Below are 24,796 nucleotides of genomic sequence, written 5' to 3'. Positions count from 1 at the left end.
TCTCATCGATTTCAAGAGATTTGCAGCCTATGGTAGAACTATTCGGATATACGCTGAGCTACTCAGCCCTCGCCTCATTTTGTGTAGTAGGTATATTAGTTGGGATGTCGAAGACTGGAGTCGCTGGTGTGAGCAAACTAGCTGTACCACTACTAGCCGTAGCTTTTGGTGGTAAAGAATCGAGCGGACTTATGCTCCCAGTACTCATCATGGCAGACTTCATAGGTGTCAAGTACTACCACCGACATGCCGAGACCAAATACCTATGGAAACTTCTGCCTTGGACAATCATAGGCGTGCTGGCAGGCACCTATTTTGGTCAACAGATAGATGACAAGACCTTCCGCATCATCATGGGTGTGATCATATTCCTCAGTCTCATCGTCATGCTATGGATGGAGCGTACCAACAAAGAAAAAATACCTGACTATCTATGGTTTGCTGCGCTGATGGGGATCGTGGCTGGGTTCACCACGATGGTGGGTAACTTGGCAGGTAGTGCCATGGCACTATATCTACTATCCATGCGTCTACCCAAAAACCAATACATCGGTACAGCAGCTTGGTTCTTTATCTGTGTCAACGTATTCAAAGTTCCTTTTCATATCTGGGTCTGGGAGACCATCACATGGCATTCCTTTCTTTTAGATCTCACCCTTATTCCATTCATTGCTATTGGAGCCTTTGTAGGAATTAAAATCATCAAGAAAATCTCAGATCAGTATTTCAGATGGTTCGTCATTCTGATGACCACTGTAGCAGCTATTTTCATGATTTTGAGCAGTTAAAGTATGTTAAATCACGCTTTAACTACTGAATATCAGCCAACTATGCAGCCTCTATGAATATTTATCATTTGATGGCTTCAAATTAATTCAGTATTCTTGCGTTGCTAAGTATAGGGAAACGAAAAAACGCCAGCCTCCCACCCTATTCTCTAACGTTTTAATACTAAAATCACATCAGTTCACTAACCTACTGAATGTGCCAAAATCATATGATTAATTATAAATTTAAAAGCAAAGAAGAAAACGATTTCTGGAGTGTTCTTAGAAAACGAGTAAATACCTACTTCAAAGAAAACAATCTAGAAAAAGATGCAAACAGACACATGGTGATCAAATCGATCGCATTGTTCTCGCTCTATCTCACGCCATTCTTTATCCTCATATTCGCAGGCATTACGAACCTATACATCCTGATGTCTCTCTGGGTGATCATGGGGTTAGGCAAGGCATTTATAGGTACGGCTGTGATGCACGATTCTATACACGGCGCCTATTCTAAGAATAAAAGTTACAATAGCATTGTCGCCTTCTCGGCTGCTTTGGTTGGTGTAGATAGATTGATCTGGAAGATCCAGCACAACGTCATACACCACACCTATACCAACATTGAAGATACCGATGAGGACATTCTACCTAGGTTCTTCTTCAGGTTCTCTGAGCATCAGCCCAAGCGGTGGTTTCACAGATTTCAGCACATCTATGCGCCGATATTCTACTGTGTACCACTACTGGAGTGGATCACAACCAAAGATTTCGTGAAGGCTTTTGAATATCGCCAAATGGGACTCATCAAAAAAGGAGCTGAATTCAGGAAGGAGTTTGCAGGAATTTTCTTCCGAAAACTCATGTACTATGTCGTGTTTCTAGTACTTCCCGTCCTTATGATTGACATCCCTGTAGGAACTACTATCGTGATGATCATCGTATCTCATGCGGTGACAGGCATCATGTTAGCTCTGATTTTTCAGACCGCACATGTGGTTCCTAACGCCAGCTTCGTCAAGGCTGAAAGTGAAAACCTAGATACCTGCTGGGCATCACATCAGATCCTGACGACCTCTAACTATGGGATGAAAAACAAAATTCTGACTTGGTTCGTAGGAGGACTAAACTTCCAAATCGAGCATCATCTCTTCCCTGACGTATGCCATGTACACTATCCCGCTATTGCTAAAATCGTGCAACAGACCACCAGCGAATATGATCTACCCTACTATAGCTTTCCAAGCTTCCGCTCGGCAGTCGCAGGGCACTTTGGTATGCTCCGGGATTTAGGGAAATAAGAAATACTATAAGTAATGAATCGACATCTCGTCGGTTCATTATTCTCCAGCCTTCAATACGATCGTTATTTTAGTCCCCACCTCTACTTGACTAGCAATATTCAGTTCGCCATTAGATTTCTCGACAAATTCCTTGACGAGATTGAGCCCCATTCCGCTCCCCTTCTCATTGGCTGTCCCTCGTTGCGTCGTGAATGTCGACATAAATAAGATTTTATTGAGCTGCTCGGGAGTCATTCCTACCCCGTCATCTTGAATACTAAAAAGTACATGACCTGACTGATCCGACACTGCTCCTGCCATCGTGATACAACCACCTGCGGATGAAAATTTGACTGCATTGGATATCAAATTGCGTATAATGGCTAAAAGTGCATTTTCGTCCATCCATACCAAAACATCCTCCTGCACCTGATTGTCTACTTTCAGCGATTTATATGCTAGCTGATTATTAAAAAGGTCTACACAATGCTCCACAGCACCTTTGAGCTGGACGGACTTAGGGTTGAAAGCAAACCCGCGCTGCTGTGCGATCGACCAAGACAACAAATCATTGAGTAGCATACTCACCGAATGTGACGCGTTATTTATATCTACAACCAGACCGTGCGCTTCCTTGCTATCCTCTTCTAATTCGTCCTGCAACATATCGACTAGCATCTGAATATTGGCCACTGGTGCTTTCAGGTCATGCGCTACGAATCCAAACAACTTATTCTTGGTTCTATCAGCCTCTGCCAATAGCTCCTTGTTTCTGTACAGCTTGTATGCCAACACAAACGCAACCAACAATAACGCCATCAATACAGCACCAAAAAGATACTGCTGTACGATGATGGTTTCCTTATCGGCCAGTTCTCGACCTCTCAATACATTTTCCTGTGTCAGCACTTCATTGCGTTTTTCTTTTTCCTCCAAATCATAACGCCCCATCACATCTAGTAATTCTAGGTTTCGATTGACCTGAGCCAACGAATCATCAATCTCTGCATACCGTTCGTGATATTGATAAGCCTGCTCATACTTACCCTGTTTGGCATAGCAGTCCGCTATCAGTCTCAGAATTTCAGGCTTTTCACGTGTCTCATGCGTGAACCTAACCAGATCTAAACTTTTTTGAAAATGATCCATCGCCTGCTCATATTCGCCCAACTGGGTATAGCTCACTCCCGCACTATAATGGACAAATATGAGCCCTGAATTAAATTGATGTGCCTGAAGGATTTCTTCTGACTTCTCAAAATACGTCAGCGCCTTATCATAGGATTCCAAGTAGTTATAAACCTCTCCTATATTGGCATAGGTAACACCCGCATCCAGTTCATTTCCGATCTGAAGATTCATAGAAAGTGACTTCATATAAAAACGTATGGCCTGCTCGTATCGCTCCTCAAAAAAACGCACAATACCTATATACTCATAACAACTTGCTAGCCCCACCGAATCATAGCTAGCCTTCGCCATATGCAATGTGGATTGATAGATATCCTCTGCCTTGTCCAATTCGCCAATACTGACATAGATACCTGCTAGTATGTGAGACGAACTAATCAATGATGCTGTATCTATCAAGGCTTTGTAAATCCCTATGCTCTTCATGGCCGAATGGATAGATTTCACATTGTCTCCATAGCGCCACAGGATATGAGACATCCCCTCTAGAGCAGTAGCTTTTTCGTGCATCATGCTATCTTCCTCAGCTCGCCTTAAGGCTGTCTGATAGGTCGTGTATGCCTTTTGAAAGTCCCCTTGCTTATAGAGCAAATCGGCTATTTTATTATTGATTTGTACGAAAACAGTACCTGAGACATCATCGTGATATGACAGTACCTCTTCATACTGACTAACCGCACAATCATAGTCAGTAAGCCTAGCACAAGAATCCGCTCGCTCAATCATGACATCTATTGAATGTCCCAGACTATTGAACGAAAACATCATACTGGCCACAAGCCCTATGTAGATATTCCACCTCATTTATCGTATTTACTCCAGCTCTCTGATATTACCACAGTTTATTAAAACCATCCCAAAGTACAACATTTCACCCCAACCCTTTAAAACTAATCCTAACGATGACTATATATTTTTTGAGCATAGCTGTAAGTTTCCATTGACATAGCCACTAAACAAGAAAAACTTGAATGAGTAGCGATTTTTACACTTCGTCCATTTTACCCTTTGCGGCGATCATCATTAAGATATGTCGTGCTTATACCAATACGCAAGAAGATTTCGAAGACTATTACCAAGAAGTCTCTCTACAGATTTGGCGCAGCAGGGACAACTTCAAAGCACAGTCTGAATGGTCTACGTGGGTCTATCGCATTTCGCTCAATGTATGCCTCACCCTACTCAAGAAAAAAAAGAAAAATGGGCAATACTTCGCATCAGATACGCTACCAGACATTGTCACAGAGGACAGTCGGGCTTTTGCAGACGAGTCTCTCAATGCGCTCTATGATGCCATACGCCAACTCTCAGAAGTGGATCGAGCGGTGATCTTACTCTACTTGGAGGAAAAATCCTACCAAGAAATCGCCGACATCATCGGCACCAACGCCAACAACATAGGCGTACGAATCAATCGAATCAAAGAACGTTTAAAAATCTTATTAGATGGAAAAGTCAATTGAAACAATCTGGAAAAATGGTTTTGTGGATAGCCACGCACTCATCGCTCCCAAACTCAACAATCTCTACAACCAAAAGTCTCAAGACATTGTGGAAAAATTTAAGCGCATGTTCAAGCTCAACCTATGGGGTCTAGTCATCCTATCGGCGATTATGCTACCAGTGAGTTTTGCCTTGCACATGCCCTATATGGGCGTCCCATTTTTCATCATAATCAACCTCACGGTATTCATCAACTACCGCCTGAGCCAATCGCTCGGTGATCTGGACAAGAGTACCAACAGTTACGAATACCTCCTTTCGTTTCACAACTGGATGCAAAAGCAAATCCATATCAATGCACAACTGTCCCGCATACTCTATCCCATGATCTTCCTATCGATGATCGCTGGCATGTGGTTCTTGGATTTTAATGGGCAGACCATGGGTATAAAACTCACCCAAAAGCTACTAGACTCCTTTCCTACTCTACACCTAACCTATGGTATCCCTACAGTTTTCTGGGCAGGTCTGGCTGTGATATGTGCTGTTATGTTCGTTCTAGGCGGCAAAATCTATACCTTGGACCTCAAGATCGTCTACGGACGACTGCTCCAAAAACTAGATGAGATCATGGCAGATATGGAGGCATTAAGAAAAGAAGCAGACACGCATCCATAGGATTTTGCGACTTAGCAATTATTTCTTATTCTTGTCAGTACAAAATGGATGATACAACTATTAAATTGTACCATTCTCACAAACAAAAACCTAAACACCACCTACAATGAAACGAGTATTATCTCTGAGTATCGTCCTCTTACTGGCAGTCCAGTCCTTTGCTCAAACCTATATCGCACTCGTCAAACCCGACGGTTCTAAAACATGGGGCTACACCACCAGTGATGGCGAAATGATTATTAAACCCATCTCGAAACGCTGCGTCGAATTCTCCGAAGAGGGCCTGGCACTGTACTACGAGAAGCCCAATTTCAAAATCATTAATATCCAAGGAGAAATTATTCCTTCTGAAATCAAAGAGTACAGAGTAGTTGAACTTTTTGGGTTCGGTATGAAAGGCTATTCAAATGGACTATTGGCAATCAACGACGATGGAAAATGGGGATATTTAGACACAGAGGGCAAAACCGTAATCACTCCACAGTACGACAAAGTATCGGTGTTCACCAACGATAAAGCCATAGCCAGAAAAGATGACAAGTTCTTTATCCTAGACATATCGGGCAGCGAAACCAAAGTTGACATTCCCAGCCTAATCGATCTCGACCCTTTCGAAGGAGATGGCCTGGCTCCATACAGGTTAGAAGACAAAACTTGGGGATTTATCAACGCAGACGGCACTGTAGCTATCAAGGCACAGTTCGGCAGTGTAGGTTACTTTAGCGATGGACTCGCATGGGCCAGAGGAGCCAGTGGTCTCATAGGTTTTATCGATACATCAGGCCAATGGGTCATCGAGCCTCAGTTCCAAAGTGCCAAAGAATTTGATCCATCGAGTGGGCTAGCCAGAATCAAACGCAACGACCAATGGGGATACACCAATAAGTCTGGAGAAATCATCAGAATCAACGATACAGAAAAATGGGAAGACTTCAGTGATGGATTAGCACTCGGTAGGAAAAATGACAAATTTGGTTTCTTTGATGTCTCAGGTCAATGGGCTATCGAACCGCAGTACGATGGAGCACGTTCTTTCTACAATGGTTTCGCAGCAGTCAAAAAAGGAGATCTCTGGGGCTATATCAACACAAAAGGAGAATGGGTCATCGAACCTAAATTTTCAGGTGTCAAAGATTTTCAGAAGATCAACTAAACAGTACTAGGTCAGGAGGTGTAGACCTCCTGACCTAGTACTGTTACTGTTGCTAAAAAACCTCATTCAATCCCATGTACCAGTTGAAGCCTTCACCGTAGGCTACATCGAATGTAGGCCCAGATGCTATACTCGTCGAACCCGTCCCATACTGATAGCGTCCAAAATCCGTCTGCCGGACAACATCCCCACTGTCCTCATAGATGTCATAATAGTAGTCCAGCGCATACCCACCCCCAACATATACATACTTGACCAGACGCTTGCCCAAAGACATATACGCCCGACTTAGCTTATATTTTATTACAAACAAACTATCCTCATCTGTACCTCCTCCCAGCCCATAATTATCTTGAGCCTCTTGGGTCAACTCTAGTTTCCCAGGAATGTTCCAATTGTTGCCCTCTAGCCAAAGGTTAGAAGTGACTTTGATATGAAAATAGGAACTAAAATTCGTGCTAGGGTAGAGCGTTATATTAGAAAAATTAGTCGTCTCGGGATCCCCTAAATGAAAAGAAGCATTGACCACCGAAATCGAAATATTAGGCCCACCACTACCTGATGACAAGGGCATCAACGAAAAGAAAACACGCTTGCTATCCTGACTTCCTGATGCATTGAGGCTATCTCGATTCTTCTTAAAAACGAAATCAAGGACATCTCTTTGTGCCCGAAGACTGTCTGCTACCAGTACATCTTCCTCTTGAGAGTATGCCTGCCAGACAAGAACAAATAAGAAAATACAGGTGATTGATATTCTCATATCAGGGGGAAAGTAGACAGTTGCAGTTCATGACACAACTTAAGATTTCTCCTTCAAGAAACAAAGCAATCTACCTCCCGATAAGTTTGAATACATGAGCAAAAACGCCCCCCTCTACAAAATAACATTATCCATAACAGATGCTTCTCAGGTCACTATCAATCTAGACGAAATGGAACTAGAAGCCTTTTACCGATGCTAAATAGTCTTCAAAACGTACTGAAATAATCTCATAAGCGCACAATAATTAGACAAATACCAATCAGTTATTGATATAAGAGTAATAGTAAATAACACTATCTCAATAGAATATAACATCTACCACATACAAAATGACATATCCCCATTATCAAATGATTCAATACCAGTATAAAATAAGTCTGTCTCAGCAAAAAATCATTTAGTGTCATATATAAACAACATAAGCTCACTACTAGTTAACTAACTGACAATGATATGTTTCCAATTTTGAGTATTCTGTAATTTCTACTTAACTTTATTGTAAGACCAAACCAACACAACGATGCTGACACTTCAGATATCACGATTGATGCACATCCGTGGCATCCCGAAACCATATAATTATTTGAGAAAGCTAGGGCTGAGTCACAATGTGGTGCACCGCATGCTCGCCGACAAGGCCGTGGGTATCAAGATGTATCAGCTCCAGCAGTTGTGTATAGCGCTGCACTGCACGCCGAACGATCTGATGGCTTGGGATAGTGCGGAGACATCTCTTGCGCCTAATCATCCAATAACGGAGCTAGACCGACCCAGTGAGAATGGGCTGACAGTGGCGGAGCTGCGCAAGATGCCTCTCGAAAAGCTCGATCAGATCAAACAAATCCTGAGAGAGATGGAATAGTGACAACCTGAGTTCGATTCATAAAGAAGGCTTTTGAGCTTCGATAGGCTATTATTTTATAATAAAAAACAATAACAAATTTCGAACAATGAATCTTGAATCACGAAGTGATCTACTATCTCTCCCCAGATATACAGGGTGATCCTCAAAGATTCTCTTTTCAAGTCATAGACAAAACGTATCACATACTAAATCCTTCAAAAAAGCCCTTGAAGAGATATTCAAAATCTAACTCAGGCTGATAGAAAACTATAAAAGCATCAAGATGGCTCTACCCTCTATGTAGTGAAGACAATGCGCCCAGTTGCTATGCAGTACGGTTGCTTAGCGCTAAGCTGCTTCATTCACTTTCTTTCCCCAGAGGTATTTGCGCTTCCTCCGACTTTTGTGGTAGGTATTCGTTATTTTCGAGTCAGCATTTATTACTTATGACAAATTGGTTTTACCTAACCCTATTCGTCACTTTCGTGAGCTGCTCTCATCACAAGACTGTAGAGAACACTGCCCAAGTCAGCGACCTGCCAACCCATTACAATAACAAGCTCAAAACAGGGCTAGAACATGATTCCTTGCAGTACTTTGCGCTACAGCTGTCCAGCATCATCGAGATGGACATCCCTGATTCGCTCAAACGTCAATATCGCTATGTCCAGTTTCGATACTTGTACCGACTGGGCGAGGTAGATTCTGCGATCCACGAGCTACGCAGAGCGACAGATTATGCAGAGGAACCTCACCTATCGGAGAGGAGTGCCTTCTACTATCGGGCACTTATGAATGCCTACTATCTTCAAAACGACTTCCTCAACGGGCTAGGTACTGCGGAGAAAATGATCAGTATGCTTGGGGAGCAGGATTACAAAAGCAAAGCCCTCGCCTACAACTATATCCAGCGCGTGTACACGAGCATGGAAAAGCATGACCAATCCCTGTCCGCCAATGCCCTTGCCTATGACATGTTCGAGCAGGCGCATGATACAGCTAACATGATGGTGAGCAAAATCAGCAGGGCTAGCATCTACTTTGGACAGCAGGATCTCGACCTAGCACTCAATACCCTGAGCGAAATCAACATAGACTTAACGCAACTGAGTCCTAACATCAACTATCAGTACTATGGCAATTTAGGCGCTATACAGTTTGAAAATCACCTATATAGCGACGCGCTACAGACGTTTCACAAAGCAGCCTACTACATCGATCTACTACCCGCCAATGTTAAAACCTCAGCCTTGATCAACAACTACCTCAACCTATCCCACACCTACTACGAACTGGATCAGCTGGACCTGAGTAGTCGCTACATCGATTCGGTGTTTTGGTATGGTATAGATGACGCCCACTACCAAAATCAAAAAGAGGCACTCAAGAAAAGGCTGGAAATCGCTATTAGGAAAGGAGAATCACCCCAGCAGGTCTCTAGCCAGTTGGACTCCATCTTTAGCTACCAGGAGGGCAATTATGAAAACCGCATCAACAGCGAACTGATCGAACTCAAAAACTCATTTGCCAAAGAAAAAGAGTTAGAAGCTGCCAAAAGAATTGTGGAGATTGAGAACATTAGTTTTCAACGCAACCAATACCTCCTACTGACACTATTGCTCGGTGCTATCCTAGCCACTACATTGATCGTATTCTACTACAGACAGCGAAGGTTCAGGATGGAAAAACAAAACTTTCTCCTCCACCAGCGACTGCTCCGTTCGCAGATGAATCCACATTTCGCGTTCAACAGTCTCAACCTCATCAAAAGCGAAATCAACAAAAACGCAGAGGTATCTTCCCGTTACATCGTCAAGTTTTCGCGGATTCTACGTGCACTGTTCGAGAACTCGACCAAAGACTATGTCTTAATAGAAGATGAGGTGCAGTTGCTCGAAGATTACCTCGACATGCAGCAGTTTAGATTTGCGGATCGGTTCGAGTATGAGATCATCAATGACATACCCGAAGATGCCGAAATCACTATCCCACCGATGTTGCTCCAGCCCTTCGTCGAGAATGCCATTGCGCATGCCTTTAAAGAAATAGAAGAAAAAGGTATGATTTCCGTGATGCTAACGTTAGAAGAGCAATCAGTACAATGTACGATAGAGGACAATGGTCATGGGTTTGATATCAAAGCCCTCCGTCCCGATTCTTCAGTCCAGCTAATTGATACTTTTTTGAGAAAAATGACCGGCCATGGTGTTTCCATCCTCAACAAACAGGAAGGCAATCCAGATGACCATGGAACAATCATTAAATTAAAGATTCCTTTTAAACTGTTGACAGCATGATCAAAGCCCTTATTATAGATGACGAGAAGCATGTCCGTGATGAAATAAAAGATAGACTCGCAGATCAATTTTCGCAAGACATCCATGTAATAGACGAGGCGCCCAGTGTTGCAGAGGCGCTTACTAAGATTAATATCCATGAGCCTGATCTGGTGTTTTTGGATATTGATATCATAGGTGGTACGGGATTCGAAGTGATAGAGCGGTTAGAAGAGGTGAATTTTCAACTTATTTTCATCACAGGGTTCAATGACCAAGCCATCAAGGCGATACGTATAGGTGCGTTGGATTACTTGCTCAAACCCATCGATGACGAGGAGTTTAGCAATGCCGTCAACCGCGCCATCAAAGCTTTCAAAAATGATGATAGTATCCACGACGCTGTAGATGTCGCCAATCAGTTCTACAATGGCAACCATCAAAACAAAATCGTACTGAGAACACTAGAGGCACATCACGTAGTGTATTTAGAGGACATTATCTTTTGCAAATCGGATGGCAACTATACGACTTTCAACACCACAAAGGAGAAAATCATGATCTCCAAACCACTAAAACTAGTAGAGTCCCTGCTCAATAAGGCAGTTTTCTTAAGATGTCATCAATCCTATGTCGTCAACACTTCTTACGTGACCAAATACACCAACGAAGGATGCCTAGTCTTAAAAAATGGAGAGGAAGTACCCGTAGCGTCTAGACGAAAAGATGCGATCCTAAAAAGACTTTTCTAGTCAACTCTTAGCGAATTTGAATCCATTCGCTTCATATATGAATCTACAAACTTTAATAAATCGTCATCGCCTACCTTAGCCTGACTTAAAATCAAAAACCATGAAAATATACCCATTTATCCTACTAATCGCCGCAGGGATGCAATTCTCATGCGGAGATCAATTGATCGATCCTGTACTCAACCAAACCATCAATAGTCCGTCACTAGAAGAGTACACTAGCGAAACAGAACTCAATGAAATTTCACAAGAGTTCATGTACATGACCAGCTTTCTGATCACACGCAGTATCATCGACGATGAACCTGCCAGAGACTATTTCAAAGAAGTCATGATAACCTCTGAATCTGATCACTTTGATCTGACAGACCTCATCTCCGTGAGTACAAGCAATATGAACCCTTTTCAGGAAGAGCTCTATGAGCAATTCAAAACGTACAATTATGAAGTCATCTATGACACCACATATATAGAGAAAGAGGAAGTGATCTCGATTCGAGTGGTTCCACCTGTCGCCAATCCAGATCCAGCAGAGGATGTATTCCCTCACCTCGCCACTGCACAACTCAAATGTTCATTCCTAACTTTTCTGACAGAGGCAGGTGGCAATAACTGCCTAGAACTGTACTTTCCTAATATTGAAGTTTTAGGACCTGCAATTAGCCTAGAAGATCACTCAGATAGAATCCGCAGCACATGGCACCCGATGAACAACGAAGAGTCTAATGACGGTATGGAGCTCAACGAAGACGGAGGAGAATATCTATTTGTCGACAATAGTGTATTCGAAGATCACGTATTCCTCATGGTACTCAGACCAGAAAACAACTCAAACTGTAACTATGGCAACATAGACTTCACTAATTACCTATCTAATTAACCAATTATCGCATAATGCTGATAGATCTGAAACCAGCATTTCGCCGTACATTTTAGACCTAAAGTGTACGGCGAAAAAGCAATTGAAAATGGTTTAGGTTTATCAGTCTAGTTAGTGACTGACTATAGCCCCCTGAAGCATCCAATGTTTCGGGGGGCTTCATTATTGAAAACACCTCTGCCATACCTCCTGACTCCCCCCTTCACAAGTACACTTCTGTCTATTCATCCAAAAGCAAAGTAACGAAGGTTATGAAGGCACGTCAAATCATCGTATCTTACACATTATCAACAACAAAAGAAATGTAAAGGTCGTATGTCGCACGTAAGGTTTCATGTTTTAGTATTACTTTTTCTTCCGGTTTTCCTTCAATCATGTTTCGAAGCAGACAAATATAAATTAGCGGCATTATCACCTGAAACCACCTACTACAAAAATGGTTTGGCAATACAATCTGTACTGAGCCAATCCAACATAGAAGTAGACTTAATAGATGACAATAGCCTGGGGTCATTGGAAAATTGTAAATTACTACAATCTGCTGCTGCAGATTTTGCAATTGCTCAAAATGATGTTGAGATCACTCATTTTATGAATAGTGGTATTTCGATAAAAGACATCAACATCAGAACGGTACTACCTCTCTATCCTGAAGTGCTTTTAGTCATACACCCAGATAGCATCAACCCCAAAAGTATAGAAGAACTTGTCGTAGGGAAAAGAATTGGTGTGGGGCCTAAAAATAGTGGAACCTCTATTTTCTTCAAGAATCTACTGGCGCACAACCAAATACCTGAAGATGCATACACCATTGTAAACACTCCTTGGTCTGAAAATGTAGTCTCAAACAAAATAGATGTTAGCGTGGTTATGAGTGGTCTCTTTTCCAACTTCATAAGAGAGCAACTAAAAAAAGACGTAGCACTATTTTCTTTTTCAAATATTAACAACTACGGAAAAGGATCTGAAGTAGAAGGATTTGTATTAAATTATGTAACCTCTCGACCTTATGTGATTCCAAAAAATGTTTTTGGACTTCAACCTGTTAATCCAGTAGTGACTTATGCCATTGATGCGGTTTTGTTATGCCGAGCAGATATTGATGCATATACGATACAGAGCGTGGTAGAAGAGTTAGTGACACAGCGAAAGATATTAGCTGATCATGACCCACTATTAAACGGCATCACGGATGATTTTAAAAATAGTTCAATCAATTTCCCTCTACATGAGGGGACTCAATTGTTCTTGGATAGAAACAACCCTTCTTTTTTCGAGAAATATGCCGAAGTTATTGGGGTGGTTTTCTCCATCTTGGTTGCCTTTTATGGTTTGAGTTCCACCCTCGTTCGTATCAAAAGAAAAAAGAAACTAGATCGCATTGAAGAATTCTATACACAACTATTAGAACTTGAGAATCAGACCGATTTTAGCTCCCTAAGTTCAATAGAAACGGGACTTAATACTGCAAAGGAATTGCGTAGAAAGGCGGTACACTTACTGACAAAAGAAAGACTAGAGGCCAATGAGAGCTTCAATATTTTTATTCACTTACATGATACGCTTGTTGATAAATTTTATCATAACAAAAAGAACCTTCAAGTGAAGAATAGCTAATGTCAGTTTGGTTTTGGAATGCATATTCATTCTGGTAGAGACAATGCCCGTTTTAATAGATTCTTACTATCATTAAGTTTCTATTCGCATTCAGATGAAAAACCTAACGATACTACTACTGACATGTGTCTCACTTGCACCGCAGCTTGTATTCGCACAACCCAAATCACTCTCTCCCACACAACAACAGGATTCCATTACCATCAAATCTCTGCAAGGTGAAGCATGGCAATTGAAATACTCAGATCCGAGAAAAAGCATGTTGTATCTCGACTCTGCCGCGATACTGGCCCAAAATGTATCTCCTAAAATCACAGCTGATGTGATCTACTACAAAGCTATGATCAACTATCTGATCAATGACTACCCTATAGCTATAGATCAAAGCCAACAAGCATTAGCCAAATATGAGTCCGTCGAAAACCACTATGGACAAGCAAGCATCTACAACCTGCTCGGACTCATCAACCAACGCATCGGCAACTACGACGATGCGGTTCATGCATTTCATCGATCCCTCTCAGAAGCTGAATTCGGTGACAATCTGTATGCCCAGTCCAACCCCATTCACAACATTGCTCTGGTCTACCTCGATATGCACGAATACAAGACCAGCATGGAATATGCCCAAAAGGCATACGCTATCCGCCACCAAATCGGAGACAGTACGTTGATCGGTCAGTCGCTGCAAACCATAGGAGGACTGAGCTACCACCTACAGCACTATGACCAATCTATCTCGGAACTGAATCAATCGATCGCCATATTTGAAAAGCATCAGGATTGGAGTTCGCTATCGATTTCCTATTCTAATCTAGGGATGACCTATCAAGCGCTAAAGAACTACGAAAGGGCTAAAGACTACTTTCACGAATCAGCGAAGCTTAGTAAACAGGTCGAGGATGATGAGGGACTGACGAGTGCTTTGGTCAATCTCTCCAGTGTATCTGTAGATCTAGGAGACTACCGCACCGCAGCGGCATATGCTCGTGAAGCCATCGAGATCACCGAGAGATTTCAGCTACGGCCGACGATGAAAGATGCTCTTGAGCTTTTAGCAATAGCCCAAGAGAACCTAAACAATCCAAGTGCTGCGCTACAAACCATGAAACAAATCATGGCGCTATCAGACAGCCTACTCAACTCCGAAAAGTCGAACCAGATTGCAGCACTGGAGACCAAGTTTAAAGTGAAAGAAAAGGAACAAGAGATCGCACTACAAAAGGCAGAACTTGAAATCAAAAATGCTCAGCTCAAAACCAACCGCTATTTACTGATCATACTGACCGGAGGAACCCTCCTCATCCTATTCATCGTCTGGCAACAAAAGAAGAAGTCCAAACTAAAAGAACAAGCGAGGCTGTCTGAAACGGAAAACAAAGCCAAAAAAGATCAAATCACCGCAGCACTCAATAGCCAAGAGCAAGAAAGAAGTCGCTTTGCCAAAGACCTACATGACAACATGGGGCAACTCATATCGGTCATGAACTTGTCTATAGATCGATTACAAAAAGCTCCCAATATTGTCCCCTCTGAGCGCACCAAAACCTATGAACTGTGCAACGATATTCTTGGAGACATGTACAAGGAGCTTAAAAATATTTGCTTCGACCTCATGCCTCAGTCTCTCACCGCACATGGTTTGGTCAATGCACTACAGGAGTTCGCTCTGCGTGTCAACTCCATTGGTGATTTGCAAATAGAAGTACTAATACACGGTGGAGAGAACTTTCCCGCTCATGAAAAATCGGTCGCACTCTACCGCATTGCACAAGAGTGGATCAACAACATCATCAAATACTCGGATGCAAAAAACATCACCCTACAGATCATCCAAGATGAAGAAGAAGTCCTCCTCATGATAGAAGATGACGGAATGGGGTTTGACCAAAAATTACTCATTAGTGGAAAAGGTTATGGGTGGAAAAACATCCAATCTAGGGTAGCCTTCATCATCGGGTCTCTAGACTTAGACACGCAGTCTGGGCGTAGGGGCAATACCTTTACTGTAGCCATACCTCGGTGGTATTTCATCTCTACAGAAGAATTGTCCGAATCACGCTATGCTATCAACTCATAGCTGAGATGAAACGGAGCAGCACTAAGCCCATGCTTTCCTTAGAAAATCAATCCAATTTTGGCTCAGGATGCCATTAATATCCGTCTCCGTATACCCTCTAGACTGCAAAATGCTAGGCACTTTTTGCAGATCGGCTATGGTGTCAAGATCCTTTGGCCCTTGCTCTGTACCGAAGGCACCGTCCAGATCAGTCCCTATAGCTACATGCTGAGCACTCCCTGCCAACTGGCAGATATGATCGATGTGATCCACCATCGTTTCCAAACTAACATTCATTTCCACAGGGGTGGAGACTCCACGTTTCCAGTCAGGCACCATCATCCAAGCATCCAATGCTGCGCCGATGACAGCTCCACGGCTGATGAGTTCCTTGAGTTGCTCATCCGAGAACTGGCGATTGTGAGGAACGAGCGAACGGCAGTTGTTATGACTCGCCCATACATGACCACTAAAGTTATCCATGGCCTCCCAAAAGCTGTCATCACAAAGATGTGTCGCATCCAATATCATCCCTAGACGATCGATTTCTTTGATCAAAGCACGGCCTTTCTCTCCTAATCCTCCCGTAGCATCTGTACCTTGTGCATAGGTACCTGGGCCATAATGCGCTGGTCCAATAGCACGGAGACCCTGAGCATAGGCGCGCTCCAAGTGGTCTATGGTGCAAATAGAATCTGCTCCTTCTAAACTTAGAATATAACCAATGGGAGTTCTATCATCAGGCGCTTCCCACAGGTTCAGATGAGCCTCTAGCCCTGCCAAGTCTTTGATTTGTACCATCTCGCCTGATTCTTCCATAGCTTTGTACCATGCCAGTTGTCCCTGAGTTTGTGACCAGGCTTGTTCTGGCGAGTTCCACCCTGGTAGGGTACTTTTTGGTTTGACATAGCGAGCGATCTGAGTAGCCACACAGAGTCCCACATTTCCTTTTCTCATCTCTGGAAAAGAAACAGTTCCTCGCCCACGGTCGGGCTTATCGGTCATTGCGTGCTCGCTTTTTCTGATCTCCTCTACCGTCCATCGCAGATCACGATTCCACTCCATGGCGTTCATCGATAGGTCTAGGTGTGCATCAAATATTAAAGATTGCTTCTTCATCTGAGATTGTTTTTTTGTTTGAGCCAGTTACTTATCTGTATTTTTAATGTGAGGAATCAAATAGCTATAACGTATTCCCTCTCGACCGAGCAGTCACAGCCCACTGTCCGATGACGCTATTGTTCTCTACTATATAAACCTGATCATGTAATGCCACCGTAGGGCAGATATGCGTTGGGATCGCATAGACAGCTTGCCCTATAGTCATACTACATTCTGGATCTGTCAATACCAAATGCTCTTCGCTGTGCATGAGTGTCTCATGAGGAGTTTGCCCTAATAAGTAAATACGTGGGTGCACCATTTCAGAGGCAACTGCTTTGTGTCCCAAATCCAAACAGCACCGATCGACAAGCGGTCGACTCACTACCCTAGACAACAAAACCGCAGCAGGTAAAAAATCTAAATCAGGAAAGGCCTTGTCATAGCCCCCATCCCACAGCAAAGGTGTCCCAGGGCTAAGTACGCGATCTGTATGAACAGCATGAATAGGAAAAGTGGGAGTACCACCAGCAACGATGTTCGGAACCAAATACCCCGACCGCTCTAGTGCTTGTTTCATCTGCAAGACAGGTTCAAAATCTCGATGACATGCATCCGTCCGTAATCCCAGCTCGGTCTCGTGGATGTGCCCATCATACACATGAAACCCCATCGGTTCTACAAATGAATGATCATACATCAATTGATACAGTGCCTCTGCGCCAGGACCAGGCACAATACCCGTTCGGTTCATTCCATTGTTGATATCTAAATAAAGTCTGATTGGACTCTGGCGAAGAGCAGCCTCTTCGGCAAGCCCTTTGAAGCTAGTCTCATTGTCAACAATGATAGAGAGACTTGCCTCTGGGTATTGATCCACTAAGTCAAAATAACGGCTGACATTAGGTCCTGTCAGCGAGTAAGCTAGTAAGACATCCGGAGCACCTGCCCCTAGACACATCTCTAGTTCTGACAAAGTCGCGCACTTGAATTGGGTAATCTCCATATCGAGCTGAAGTTTCACTACTTCAGCCATTTTGTGGGTTTTGACATGAGGTCTCAGTCGGTGCGTACCTCCAGCGATCTGAATCATCTTCGCTATATTGGCTTTGATCCGATCGGGATACACTACCAGTGCAGGGGAGCTACACGCCTCTTCATTGGTGATCTGATACCACTGCATATTTTCGTTCATTCTAATTCAAAAATCGCCTCTACCTCTACTGAGATATTACCGGGCAAAATCATACCCACTGCACTTCGCGCACCCAGCCCATTGGCACGACCAAATACCTCTGCCATGAGTTCGCTAAAGCCGTTCATTACATAAGGTTGGTCAAAGAAATCCGGTTCGCTGTTGACCATCCCCAATACCTTGATCATACGCTTGATGCGATAGGCAGGGTCGAGATGTTCGATCAAGGTAGCCAACATCGTGAGTCCTACTTGCCGTGCCGCTTCTTTGGCTGCATCTTTATCCAGCGCACTCCCTACTTTTCCTTTGATCAACGTCCCGTCTGTGAGACAAGGGCCGTGACCCGACACATAGAGCATTTTGTCTACGATCACTAGGGGGACATATACACCACCAGGTGGTGGAGCGGGAGGCAAAACCAAGCCCATCTCTTCTATTCTTTGTTTTAAATCCATCTATATAAAATTCTGTAAAATCAAGACACTAACCAACCCCGTCACAGAAACAATCGTCTCCATTACAGTCCAGGTTGAGAGGGTTTCTTTCATCGTGAGGTTAAAATATTCTTTGAACATCCAAAAGCCACTGTCATTGACATGCGAAAACATTAAGCTGCCAGATCCGATGGCCAGCACCATCAGCTCCCCCGAGACCGTAGTAGTACTCAGTATAGGTAGAATGATCCCTGCAGTGGTCAGTCCTGCCACTGTCGCCGAACCTACGCTCACCCGAATCGCCGCAGCAATACACCACGCCAGTAGTAATGGAGACAAAGAGGAGCCTTTGAGAATTTCACCGATATACTCGCTCACACCACTATCGGTCAACGTCTGCTTCAATGCACCTGCTCCCCCGATGATCAACAGGATCATCGTGATACCAGAGACTGCTTGGACGAGGGATTTCATCACATCATCCATTGATTTCCCTCTCTGTATCCCTAGCGTATAGATTGCTACTAGGACAGACAGTAACATCGCCAACAGTGGATTGCCCCAGTAGGAGGAGATCAATCGAAGCGTATTGCCTTCAGGTAACAAAAGCTGAAGTACAGCTGATGAGCCAATCAAAACCAAAGGGAAAAGTGCCGTCACAATACTGATCCATAGACTTGGTAGTTCTTCTTCTGGAATAGGTGTCAGGTCAAAAATATCTTTGGGAGGTGTAGGGTTGATACGCTTCAAGGTACGAGAGAACAAAGGACCAGCCAAGATGATGGCTGGGATAGCTGCGACCACTCCATAGATCAATGTCAGCCCCAAATCAGCATCAAACATAACCGCAATAGCAGAAGGTGCAGGGTGCGGTGGCAGGTAGCCATGGGTCACAGAGAGTGAGGCCAACATCGGCAGCCCTACATACAATAACGGCAGACGAGTGGTCTGCGCTACAGCAAATACCAACGGTACCAAAATCACAAAACCAACAGAATAAAACATTGGAATCCCGACGATAAACCCTGTCAGTACAAGTGCCCATTGGATATTTTTGACACCAAACAAGTCAACCAAAGAAGTCGTAATACGCTGTGCTGCACCACTATCAGCGACCAGTTTGCCCAGCATGGCTCCAAATCCCAAAATGATAATTAAAAACCCGAGCGTATTTCCTATCCCAGTCTGAATGGAAGAGGCGACTTGATCGAGTGGCATACCTTGCCCTAACCCTACGACGAGGGAGACAATCACAAAGGATATAAAAGCATTGAGACGAAAAACAATAATCAACAGGAGCAATACAGCGATCCCTATCAAGGCAACAACTAACGGCATGAGATATAAGTTTATATGATGAAAAAACTCAATTTAATCCGAACGATAAAAAAAAATCGCTGAACAGCCGTTTTGGGGAGACGATTAGCAGGGGCTTTCTTCCCGAATTGCGTAGCTATTTATTTCATCAAACTGCTTTCTGAATCGATAATGAACTAAATAAGATTATTGGAATAAGCGTATTTGATCAGCCCTACCAAAGAACTTGTTCGGGTCTTTCGGAAGATATTTTTGCGATGGGTCTCGACTGTTCGTTCACTGATGAATAAGGCTTCTGCTATCATCTTGTTGGTGTACTCCTGCGCTACCAACCGTAGAATCTCACGTTCTCGGTCTGTCAGGCTTTTGGGCTCCCTATCTTCGTGGAGCGAAAGCAATATCATACGATTGATATCGTCGCTCATATATTTCTTACCTGCTCTGACTTCCGAAAGCGCATGAACCAACTCATGATGTGAGTCGCGTTTGAGCACATAGGCATCTACTCCTTCTTTTAAGATTTCCTTGACCAGATGTGCTTCATCGTACATACTTAGCATAATCACTTTAAGGTTGGGCTTATGCTTTTTGACACGTCGGATCAGTGCCAAGCCGTCTCCGTCGGGCAATTGAAAATCTGTAATCAGCAAATCCACATCCGTCACGCGGAGATCAACAATCGCTGCTACCATCTCCGTGGCTCTACCTACCACCTCATAACCATCAAGTTCACCTATCAATTTGGACACACCATCCAACATCATAAGGTGGTCGTCTACTAAATAAACACGAATCGAAGGATTAGAAAATCCTAAGTAAGAAGATATACCCATGAAGTAAAAATACTTTTACCTTCCACTGAACGCCATCCCCTGCTAGCTGTAGTTTATGATCCGTGCCAGCCCTGATGATCTAGCAGTACCACTTATTCTCCAGGGAATGGAATGTAGCTATCATCATTCGCTATTTTAGGAAATACCATACTCTTCCAATCCGCCTTCGCTTGATGCAATCTTTCTTTACTATGAGACACAAAATTCCATAATAGGTAGCGTTCTTCTGGCAAGGGCTCTCCACCAAACAACAAAAGTTGAGTGTCTTTTTCTAGACTTATCTCGCATGCCTCGTTGGTCTTGCTGATCAGCATTTGGCCTGCCTCCACTTTTTCATCTTGGTCTGTGATTGATCCTTTTACAATCACAAACGCTACTTCACCGACCAGTTGATCTCGTAGGTCTAGCTTAGTAGCCTCCTCTACATATATGTCCACCATAAATAACGGAGAATAGCCTTGCAGGGGAGCGGATTTCCCAAAAGCGTTGCCTGCAGCTAATTTAAAAGTAAGTCCTCCAGATTTCCACTTTGGTAGTTCTGTACTAGGGTAGAAATCGAAACGTGGTTCCATTTCCTCCTTATCCTTAGGTAAGGCGACCCAAATCTGATAACCGTGCATTGTTATTATACCTGTACCTCTTTCACTCTGAGGTGTCCGTTCGGTATGCGTCACGCCACGTCCAGCTGTCATGAATCCCACATCCCCTGGGCCAATTATCTGCTTACTACCTACGCTATCACTATGCTCTATCGATCCTTCGAAAAGATAGGTCAATGTACTCAGCCCAATATGCGGATGCTGGTCTACATCTATATAAATACCATTGCCCATTTGGGCGGGTCCCATGTGATCTATAAAAGTAAATGGGCCTACTTGTCTTTTTTTACGAAAGGGCAGCAATCGCCCAACCATGAATTTGCCCAAATCGGCCTGACGCTCATCGACTAAAAGCTTATTGTTTGCCATGTTATAGTTGTTTTCAAAAAACTTAACTCCACGATTTAACTATTGATCTGATTAGCATAAACCTGCACGGATCTACATGGAGTGTACAGACTCAGCTGCGGCCTCCCTTCCACTTCTACAGTAGTATGAAACACACTGGCATCACACCTCGCATGTCCACCAAACGCAGTGTCATCACTATCCAGCACGATCTGAAAAGTCCCTGGCTGATTGATAAAAAACCGATAGTCAGCCACAGAACTAGACGTGCTAAAATTGAAAACGAAGATCAAATTATTGCGTTCAAAAACGATGACCTGATTGGTTCCATCCATATTGAGCTGCTGTGCAGGCTGAGCGGACAATACTTGATACCTTTTGAGCAAATGAATCATAGCTCCATCAAAATCATTGAGCTGTTGATATTTCAATTGTTCATTGTCGACCAGAGACCACTGTCTACGAGCATATTTATAACTCCAGCCATTACCTTCACGAGGAAAATCTATCCACTCGGGATGGCCAAATTCATTCCCTATAAAGGTCAAATACCCTTCGCCACCTAATGCTCCTGTAAAAAGCCTAAGCATCTTGTGCAGTGCCATTCCACGATCTATCACGGGATTCGCATCTCCCTTGGACATGTGCCAGTACATCTCCTTATCCATCAGCCAAAAAGCTAAAGTCTTGTCTCCTACCAAAGCCTGGTCATGCGACTCGGCATAGGCGATTGTTTTTTCTTTGTAGCGGCGATTGTTGAGCACATCCCACATCTCGTATATATCCCACTCCTCGTCTGCTTTGTGTTTCAGGGTTTTGATCCAATAGTCAGGAATACCCATTCCCAGTCTGTAGTCAAAACCTATTCCACCATCTTCTACAGATCGACACATACCTGGCATGCCACTCATGTCCTCAGCGATATTGATCGCGCCTGGTTTCAGCTCATGGGTTAGCGTATTGGCGAGTTGCAAAAAACAGATAGCGTCCCAATCCACCATATCCTTGAAGTACTTGTCATAGTGATCAAAAGCCACTCCCTCTCCATGGTGATGATAAAGCATAGACGTCACTCCGTCGAATCGAAAACCATCAAAATGAAACTCTTCGATCCAATACCGTACACTGGATAGTAAAAACTGTAATACTTCGGTGCGAGAATAGTCAAAGAGCTTGGAGTCCCACCCCGTATGGTAACCTCTACCTCCCTTATGGAAATACTGGTTATCCGACCCGTCAAAATCATTGAGTCCCTCAGCGATGTTCTTCACTGCATGTGAATAGACAGCATCCATGATGACTGCTATTCCTAGACCGTGTGCTTTATCTATCAGGTATTTTAGATCTTCGGGAGTCCCAAAACGTGACGTAGGAGCAAAGAAATTGGACACGTGATACCCAAATGACCCATAATATGGATGCTCTTGGATCGCCATCATTTGCAGACAGTTGTACCCGAGCTTGGCGACACGTGGGAGCACTTCATCGGCAAACTCGACGTAAGTTCCTACGCCTTCTTTCTCTTGCGCCATTCCGATATGACATTCGTAGATGACAGGGTTAGTAATAGCCTTTGGGCTAAATTTCTTGTCGGACCATTTAAATTTTTTCTTGGGAGCCCATATCTGCCCTTTGAAATCATAGGTTTTCTCATCTTGCACTGCCCGCTTGATATATGCAGGCAGTCTGTCTCGGTCTTGAAAACCATTTTGCACCTTGACCTTGAGCAGGGATTCATGCATCAGTGGGTGTTCGGAATGATCCGCTACAAACACCCCCCAAGTACCATGTTCATCTTGCGTCAATGGGTGGAGTTCAGCGTCCCAGTCGTTGAAATCACCGATCAGCGCAAGCCCATCTGCAGCTGGTGCCCACTCGCGATACCACCAGCCTTTGGCCTTCTTGTCATAATTAAACCCATAGTAGCTATCGCCCGATGCAAAAGACTCTAGTGAACCATGGCCTTTCTCTATCTTCTCTAGACGATTGCGATAAAAGTCATATCGTTGTATAATATCTGCTTCGTAGGGCTTGAGCCACCCATCGTCTGCTACTAAACCAATTTCTTTTTTCATAGAAGATGTACGCTAGTCTTTATTTTCTCATAGATAGCAAATGATATATCACCACTGCTTTATCCATACAAGATATGATTGATCCCTCGTGAATCGAAACATCTGATCCAATATCTTTTACACAATGCTACTACCGTAACCAGTCCAGTGCAAACCCTGCATTTTAACGGCACTTTTATGCTCTGACGAGGAAGTATTGTTGTAAAAATGAAAGCACTACTAGCTGTAGTTTAGTATCAAGTATTTTCACCTTTTTAGTTGAAAAGGATGCTCAGGTATTTATCAGAGATAACCTTTTCTACATGTTCAGAATAAGCTTGTTGGTTACCGAGGTGCAAATGGCACAAGGCGTAAATGAAGTGGACTGTTTCTGATTCGGGCGGAGCTAGACGCTCTATTTTTTTTAAGCTTCTTTTATGGTTTCCTTCCATTGCCTCATTGAGTATGAGCTGTGTTTTTATGTTTACATCGTCATCTGTTTTCTTGTCTATTTCTTCATAGTAGGCTGAACTTATTTTCAGTAGACCCAATCGGATTTCTTCATGGCTAGAGGAAAGTGCCAGTGTCTGATAGAGGTTAGCGATGGTCTTCCAACCCTCTATGTCTAATTGGTTGTTATTTCCAATCAATAACTGTTTGATCGGGACTTTATATGGAGGTAGCGCCTTGAAAATGGACAAGTAGTGTGCTTTTCCTCTGTATCCTTGCTGACTCCATATCGTGTTCCCTATGGGGTCTGTAACTAGAACAGATGGAAGGGCGCTTACGCCGACTCTATTGGTTAGACCCCTGTCTTTTTCAAAGTCAAGTCTCACAAAAATGAATTGATATGAGTAGGCTTTCATGTCCTCGCTTTCCCAGAGTTCCTTATTCATTACTTTGCAAGGTTTACACCATTCGGCATCAATATCTATGATAATCAGTTTCTGTTCTTCAATGGCTTTTTGTTGAGCAGAAACAAGTGATGCTTCCCAGTGAGTTTGGGCTTGAGTTAATGAGTGAACAAACAATAACTGAAAGGTGATTAATAGAGATTGTCGAAACATGGGGTCAAATTCTTCAATACACTTGCTGATTTTTACTTCGTTAAAGTTAACTCCTCGGTTTGGATCAATGGCACATCAGATTCTTTTGTTTTATGGTAAGAAATTGAACAATTGTTTCTGGTGATGTATGAGAAAT

The 24,796-nt window shown here is 43.3% G+C and carries 21 protein-coding genes; 11 read left to right on the top strand and 10 right to left on the bottom strand.

The annotated features are described in order from the left end of the window. The first annotated feature begins 29 nt into the window (after nt 1-29). Together BGP76_RS00310 and BGP76_RS00305 are read left to right on the top strand one after the other, a co-directional pair. On the top strand, nt 30-788 hold the full coding sequence (locus BGP76_RS00310; protein ID WP_119843197.1) for a sulfite exporter TauE/SafE family protein: 759 nt from the start codon (nt 30-32) through the stop codon (nt 786-788). Nucleotides 789-997: 209 nt separating this feature from the next. Further along, the gene (locus BGP76_RS00305) at nt 998-2,071 is read left to right on the top strand and encodes an acyl-CoA desaturase (RefSeq protein ID WP_073120654.1); all 1,074 of its coding nucleotides are present in this window, start codon (nt 998-1,000) and stop codon (nt 2,069-2,071) included. A 39-nt stretch (nt 2,072-2,110) separates the two neighbouring features. Here the strand turns inward: BGP76_RS00305 and BGP76_RS00300 are convergent, their stop codons facing one another. Continuing rightward, nucleotides 2,111-4,048 (bottom strand): tetratricopeptide repeat protein, encoded by a 1,938-nt coding sequence (locus tag BGP76_RS00300; protein ID WP_119843196.1) that lies wholly within the window; start codon nt 4,046-4,048, stop codon nt 2,111-2,113. A gap of 167 nt (nt 4,049-4,215) precedes the next feature. On the opposite strand from BGP76_RS00300, the gene BGP76_RS00295 reads away from it, so the two are divergent. The 3 genes from BGP76_RS00295 (at nt 4,216) to BGP76_RS00285 (ending at nt 6,518) form a co-directional block, all read left to right on the top strand. Beyond that, nucleotides 4,216-4,707, top strand: a complete 492-nt coding sequence (locus tag BGP76_RS00295; protein ID WP_073120419.1) for an RNA polymerase sigma factor — start codon at nt 4,216-4,218, stop codon at nt 4,705-4,707. Then, on the top strand, nt 4,691-5,365 hold the full coding sequence (locus BGP76_RS00290; RefSeq protein WP_119843195.1) for a hypothetical protein: 675 nt from the start codon (nt 4,691-4,693) through the stop codon (nt 5,363-5,365). The genes BGP76_RS00295 and BGP76_RS00290 overlap by 17 nt, the downstream gene beginning before the upstream one ends. 106 nt (nt 5,366-5,471) lie before the next feature. Then, on the top strand, nt 5,472-6,518 hold the full coding sequence (locus tag BGP76_RS00285) for a WG repeat-containing protein (RefSeq protein ID WP_119843194.1): 1,047 nt from the start codon (nt 5,472-5,474) through the stop codon (nt 6,516-6,518). Nucleotides 6,519-6,570: 52 nt separating this feature from the next. Here BGP76_RS00285 and BGP76_RS00280 read toward each other — a convergent pair whose 3' ends face one another. After that, nucleotides 6,571-7,281, bottom strand: a complete 711-nt coding sequence (locus BGP76_RS00280; RefSeq protein WP_119843193.1) for a hypothetical protein — start codon at nt 7,279-7,281, stop codon at nt 6,571-6,573. A 523-nt stretch (nt 7,282-7,804) separates the two neighbouring features. Between BGP76_RS00280 and BGP76_RS00275 the strand changes: the two genes are divergently transcribed. The 6 genes from BGP76_RS00275 (at nt 7,805) to BGP76_RS00250 (ending at nt 15,733) form a co-directional block, all read left to right on the top strand. Next, nucleotides 7,805-8,146, top strand: coding sequence for a helix-turn-helix transcriptional regulator (locus BGP76_RS00275; RefSeq protein WP_073120426.1), 342 nt, complete (start codon nt 7,805-7,807; stop codon nt 8,144-8,146). Nucleotides 8,147-8,574: 428 nt separating this feature from the next. Next, the gene (locus BGP76_RS00270) at nt 8,575-10,425 is read left to right on the top strand and encodes a histidine kinase (protein ID WP_119843192.1); all 1,851 of its coding nucleotides are present in this window, start codon (nt 8,575-8,577) and stop codon (nt 10,423-10,425) included. Then, nucleotides 10,422-11,156, top strand: coding sequence for a LytTR family DNA-binding domain-containing protein (locus BGP76_RS00265; RefSeq protein ID WP_119843191.1), 735 nt, complete (start codon nt 10,422-10,424; stop codon nt 11,154-11,156). Before BGP76_RS00270 ends, BGP76_RS00265 begins: the two co-directional genes overlap by 4 nt. A gap of 100 nt (nt 11,157-11,256) precedes the next feature. Continuing rightward, the gene (locus BGP76_RS00260; RefSeq protein ID WP_119843190.1) at nt 11,257-12,036 is read left to right on the top strand and encodes a hypothetical protein; all 780 of its coding nucleotides are present in this window, start codon (nt 11,257-11,259) and stop codon (nt 12,034-12,036) included. Nucleotides 12,037-12,351: 315 nt separating this feature from the next. Further along, entirely contained in the window at nt 12,352-13,653 is a 1,302-nt protein-coding gene (locus tag BGP76_RS00255; protein WP_119843189.1) for a TAXI family TRAP transporter solute-binding subunit, read from the top strand. Between the two features lie 94 nt (nt 13,654-13,747). After that, on the top strand, nt 13,748-15,733 hold the full coding sequence (locus BGP76_RS00250; RefSeq protein ID WP_119843188.1) for a tetratricopeptide repeat-containing sensor histidine kinase: 1,986 nt from the start codon (nt 13,748-13,750) through the stop codon (nt 15,731-15,733). A gap of 21 nt (nt 15,734-15,754) precedes the next feature. Here the strand turns inward: BGP76_RS00250 and BGP76_RS00245 are convergent, their stop codons facing one another. The 8 genes from BGP76_RS00245 to BGP76_RS00210 all read right to left on the bottom strand — a co-directional run bounded on the left by BGP76_RS00245 (nt 15,755) and on the right by BGP76_RS00210 (nt 24,660). Then, a complete protein-coding gene (locus BGP76_RS00245; protein ID WP_119843187.1) occupies nt 15,755-16,831 on the bottom strand; it encodes a dipeptidase in 1,077 nt (358 codons plus the stop codon). Nucleotides 16,832-16,895: 64 nt separating this feature from the next. Then, nucleotides 16,896-18,008 (bottom strand): D-TA family PLP-dependent enzyme, encoded by a 1,113-nt coding sequence (locus tag BGP76_RS00240; protein WP_119843186.1) that lies wholly within the window; start codon nt 18,006-18,008, stop codon nt 16,896-16,898. Continuing rightward, on the bottom strand, nt 18,005-18,463 hold the full coding sequence (locus BGP76_RS00235) for a RidA family protein (RefSeq protein WP_119843185.1): 459 nt from the start codon (nt 18,461-18,463) through the stop codon (nt 18,005-18,007). The genes BGP76_RS00240 and BGP76_RS00235 overlap by 4 nt, the downstream gene beginning before the upstream one ends. Beyond that, the gene (locus BGP76_RS00230; protein ID WP_119843184.1) at nt 18,464-19,780 is read right to left on the bottom strand and encodes a gluconate:H+ symporter; all 1,317 of its coding nucleotides are present in this window, start codon (nt 19,778-19,780) and stop codon (nt 18,464-18,466) included. A gap of 155 nt (nt 19,781-19,935) precedes the next feature. Beyond that, on the bottom strand, nt 19,936-20,592 hold the full coding sequence (locus BGP76_RS00225) for a response regulator transcription factor (protein WP_119843183.1): 657 nt from the start codon (nt 20,590-20,592) through the stop codon (nt 19,936-19,938). A 92-nt stretch (nt 20,593-20,684) separates the two neighbouring features. Next, on the bottom strand, nt 20,685-21,560 hold the full coding sequence (locus BGP76_RS00220) for a pirin family protein (RefSeq protein WP_119843182.1): 876 nt from the start codon (nt 21,558-21,560) through the stop codon (nt 20,685-20,687). Between the two features lie 35 nt (nt 21,561-21,595). Then, the gene (locus BGP76_RS00215; RefSeq protein WP_119843181.1) at nt 21,596-23,614 is read right to left on the bottom strand and encodes an alpha amylase C-terminal domain-containing protein; all 2,019 of its coding nucleotides are present in this window, start codon (nt 23,612-23,614) and stop codon (nt 21,596-21,598) included. A 254-nt stretch (nt 23,615-23,868) separates the two neighbouring features. Continuing rightward, nucleotides 23,869-24,660, bottom strand: coding sequence for a thioredoxin family protein (locus BGP76_RS00210; protein ID WP_119843180.1), 792 nt, complete (start codon nt 24,658-24,660; stop codon nt 23,869-23,871). Nucleotides 24,661-24,796: the final 136 nt, after the last annotated feature.

It is taken from the genome of Reichenbachiella sp. MSK19-1, from assembly GCF_003590315.1.
GTDB classification, from domain to species: domain Bacteria; phylum Bacteroidota; class Bacteroidia; order Cytophagales; family Cyclobacteriaceae; genus Reichenbachiella; species Reichenbachiella agariperforans.
This window is presented reverse-complemented; position numbering and strand designations above follow the sequence as displayed.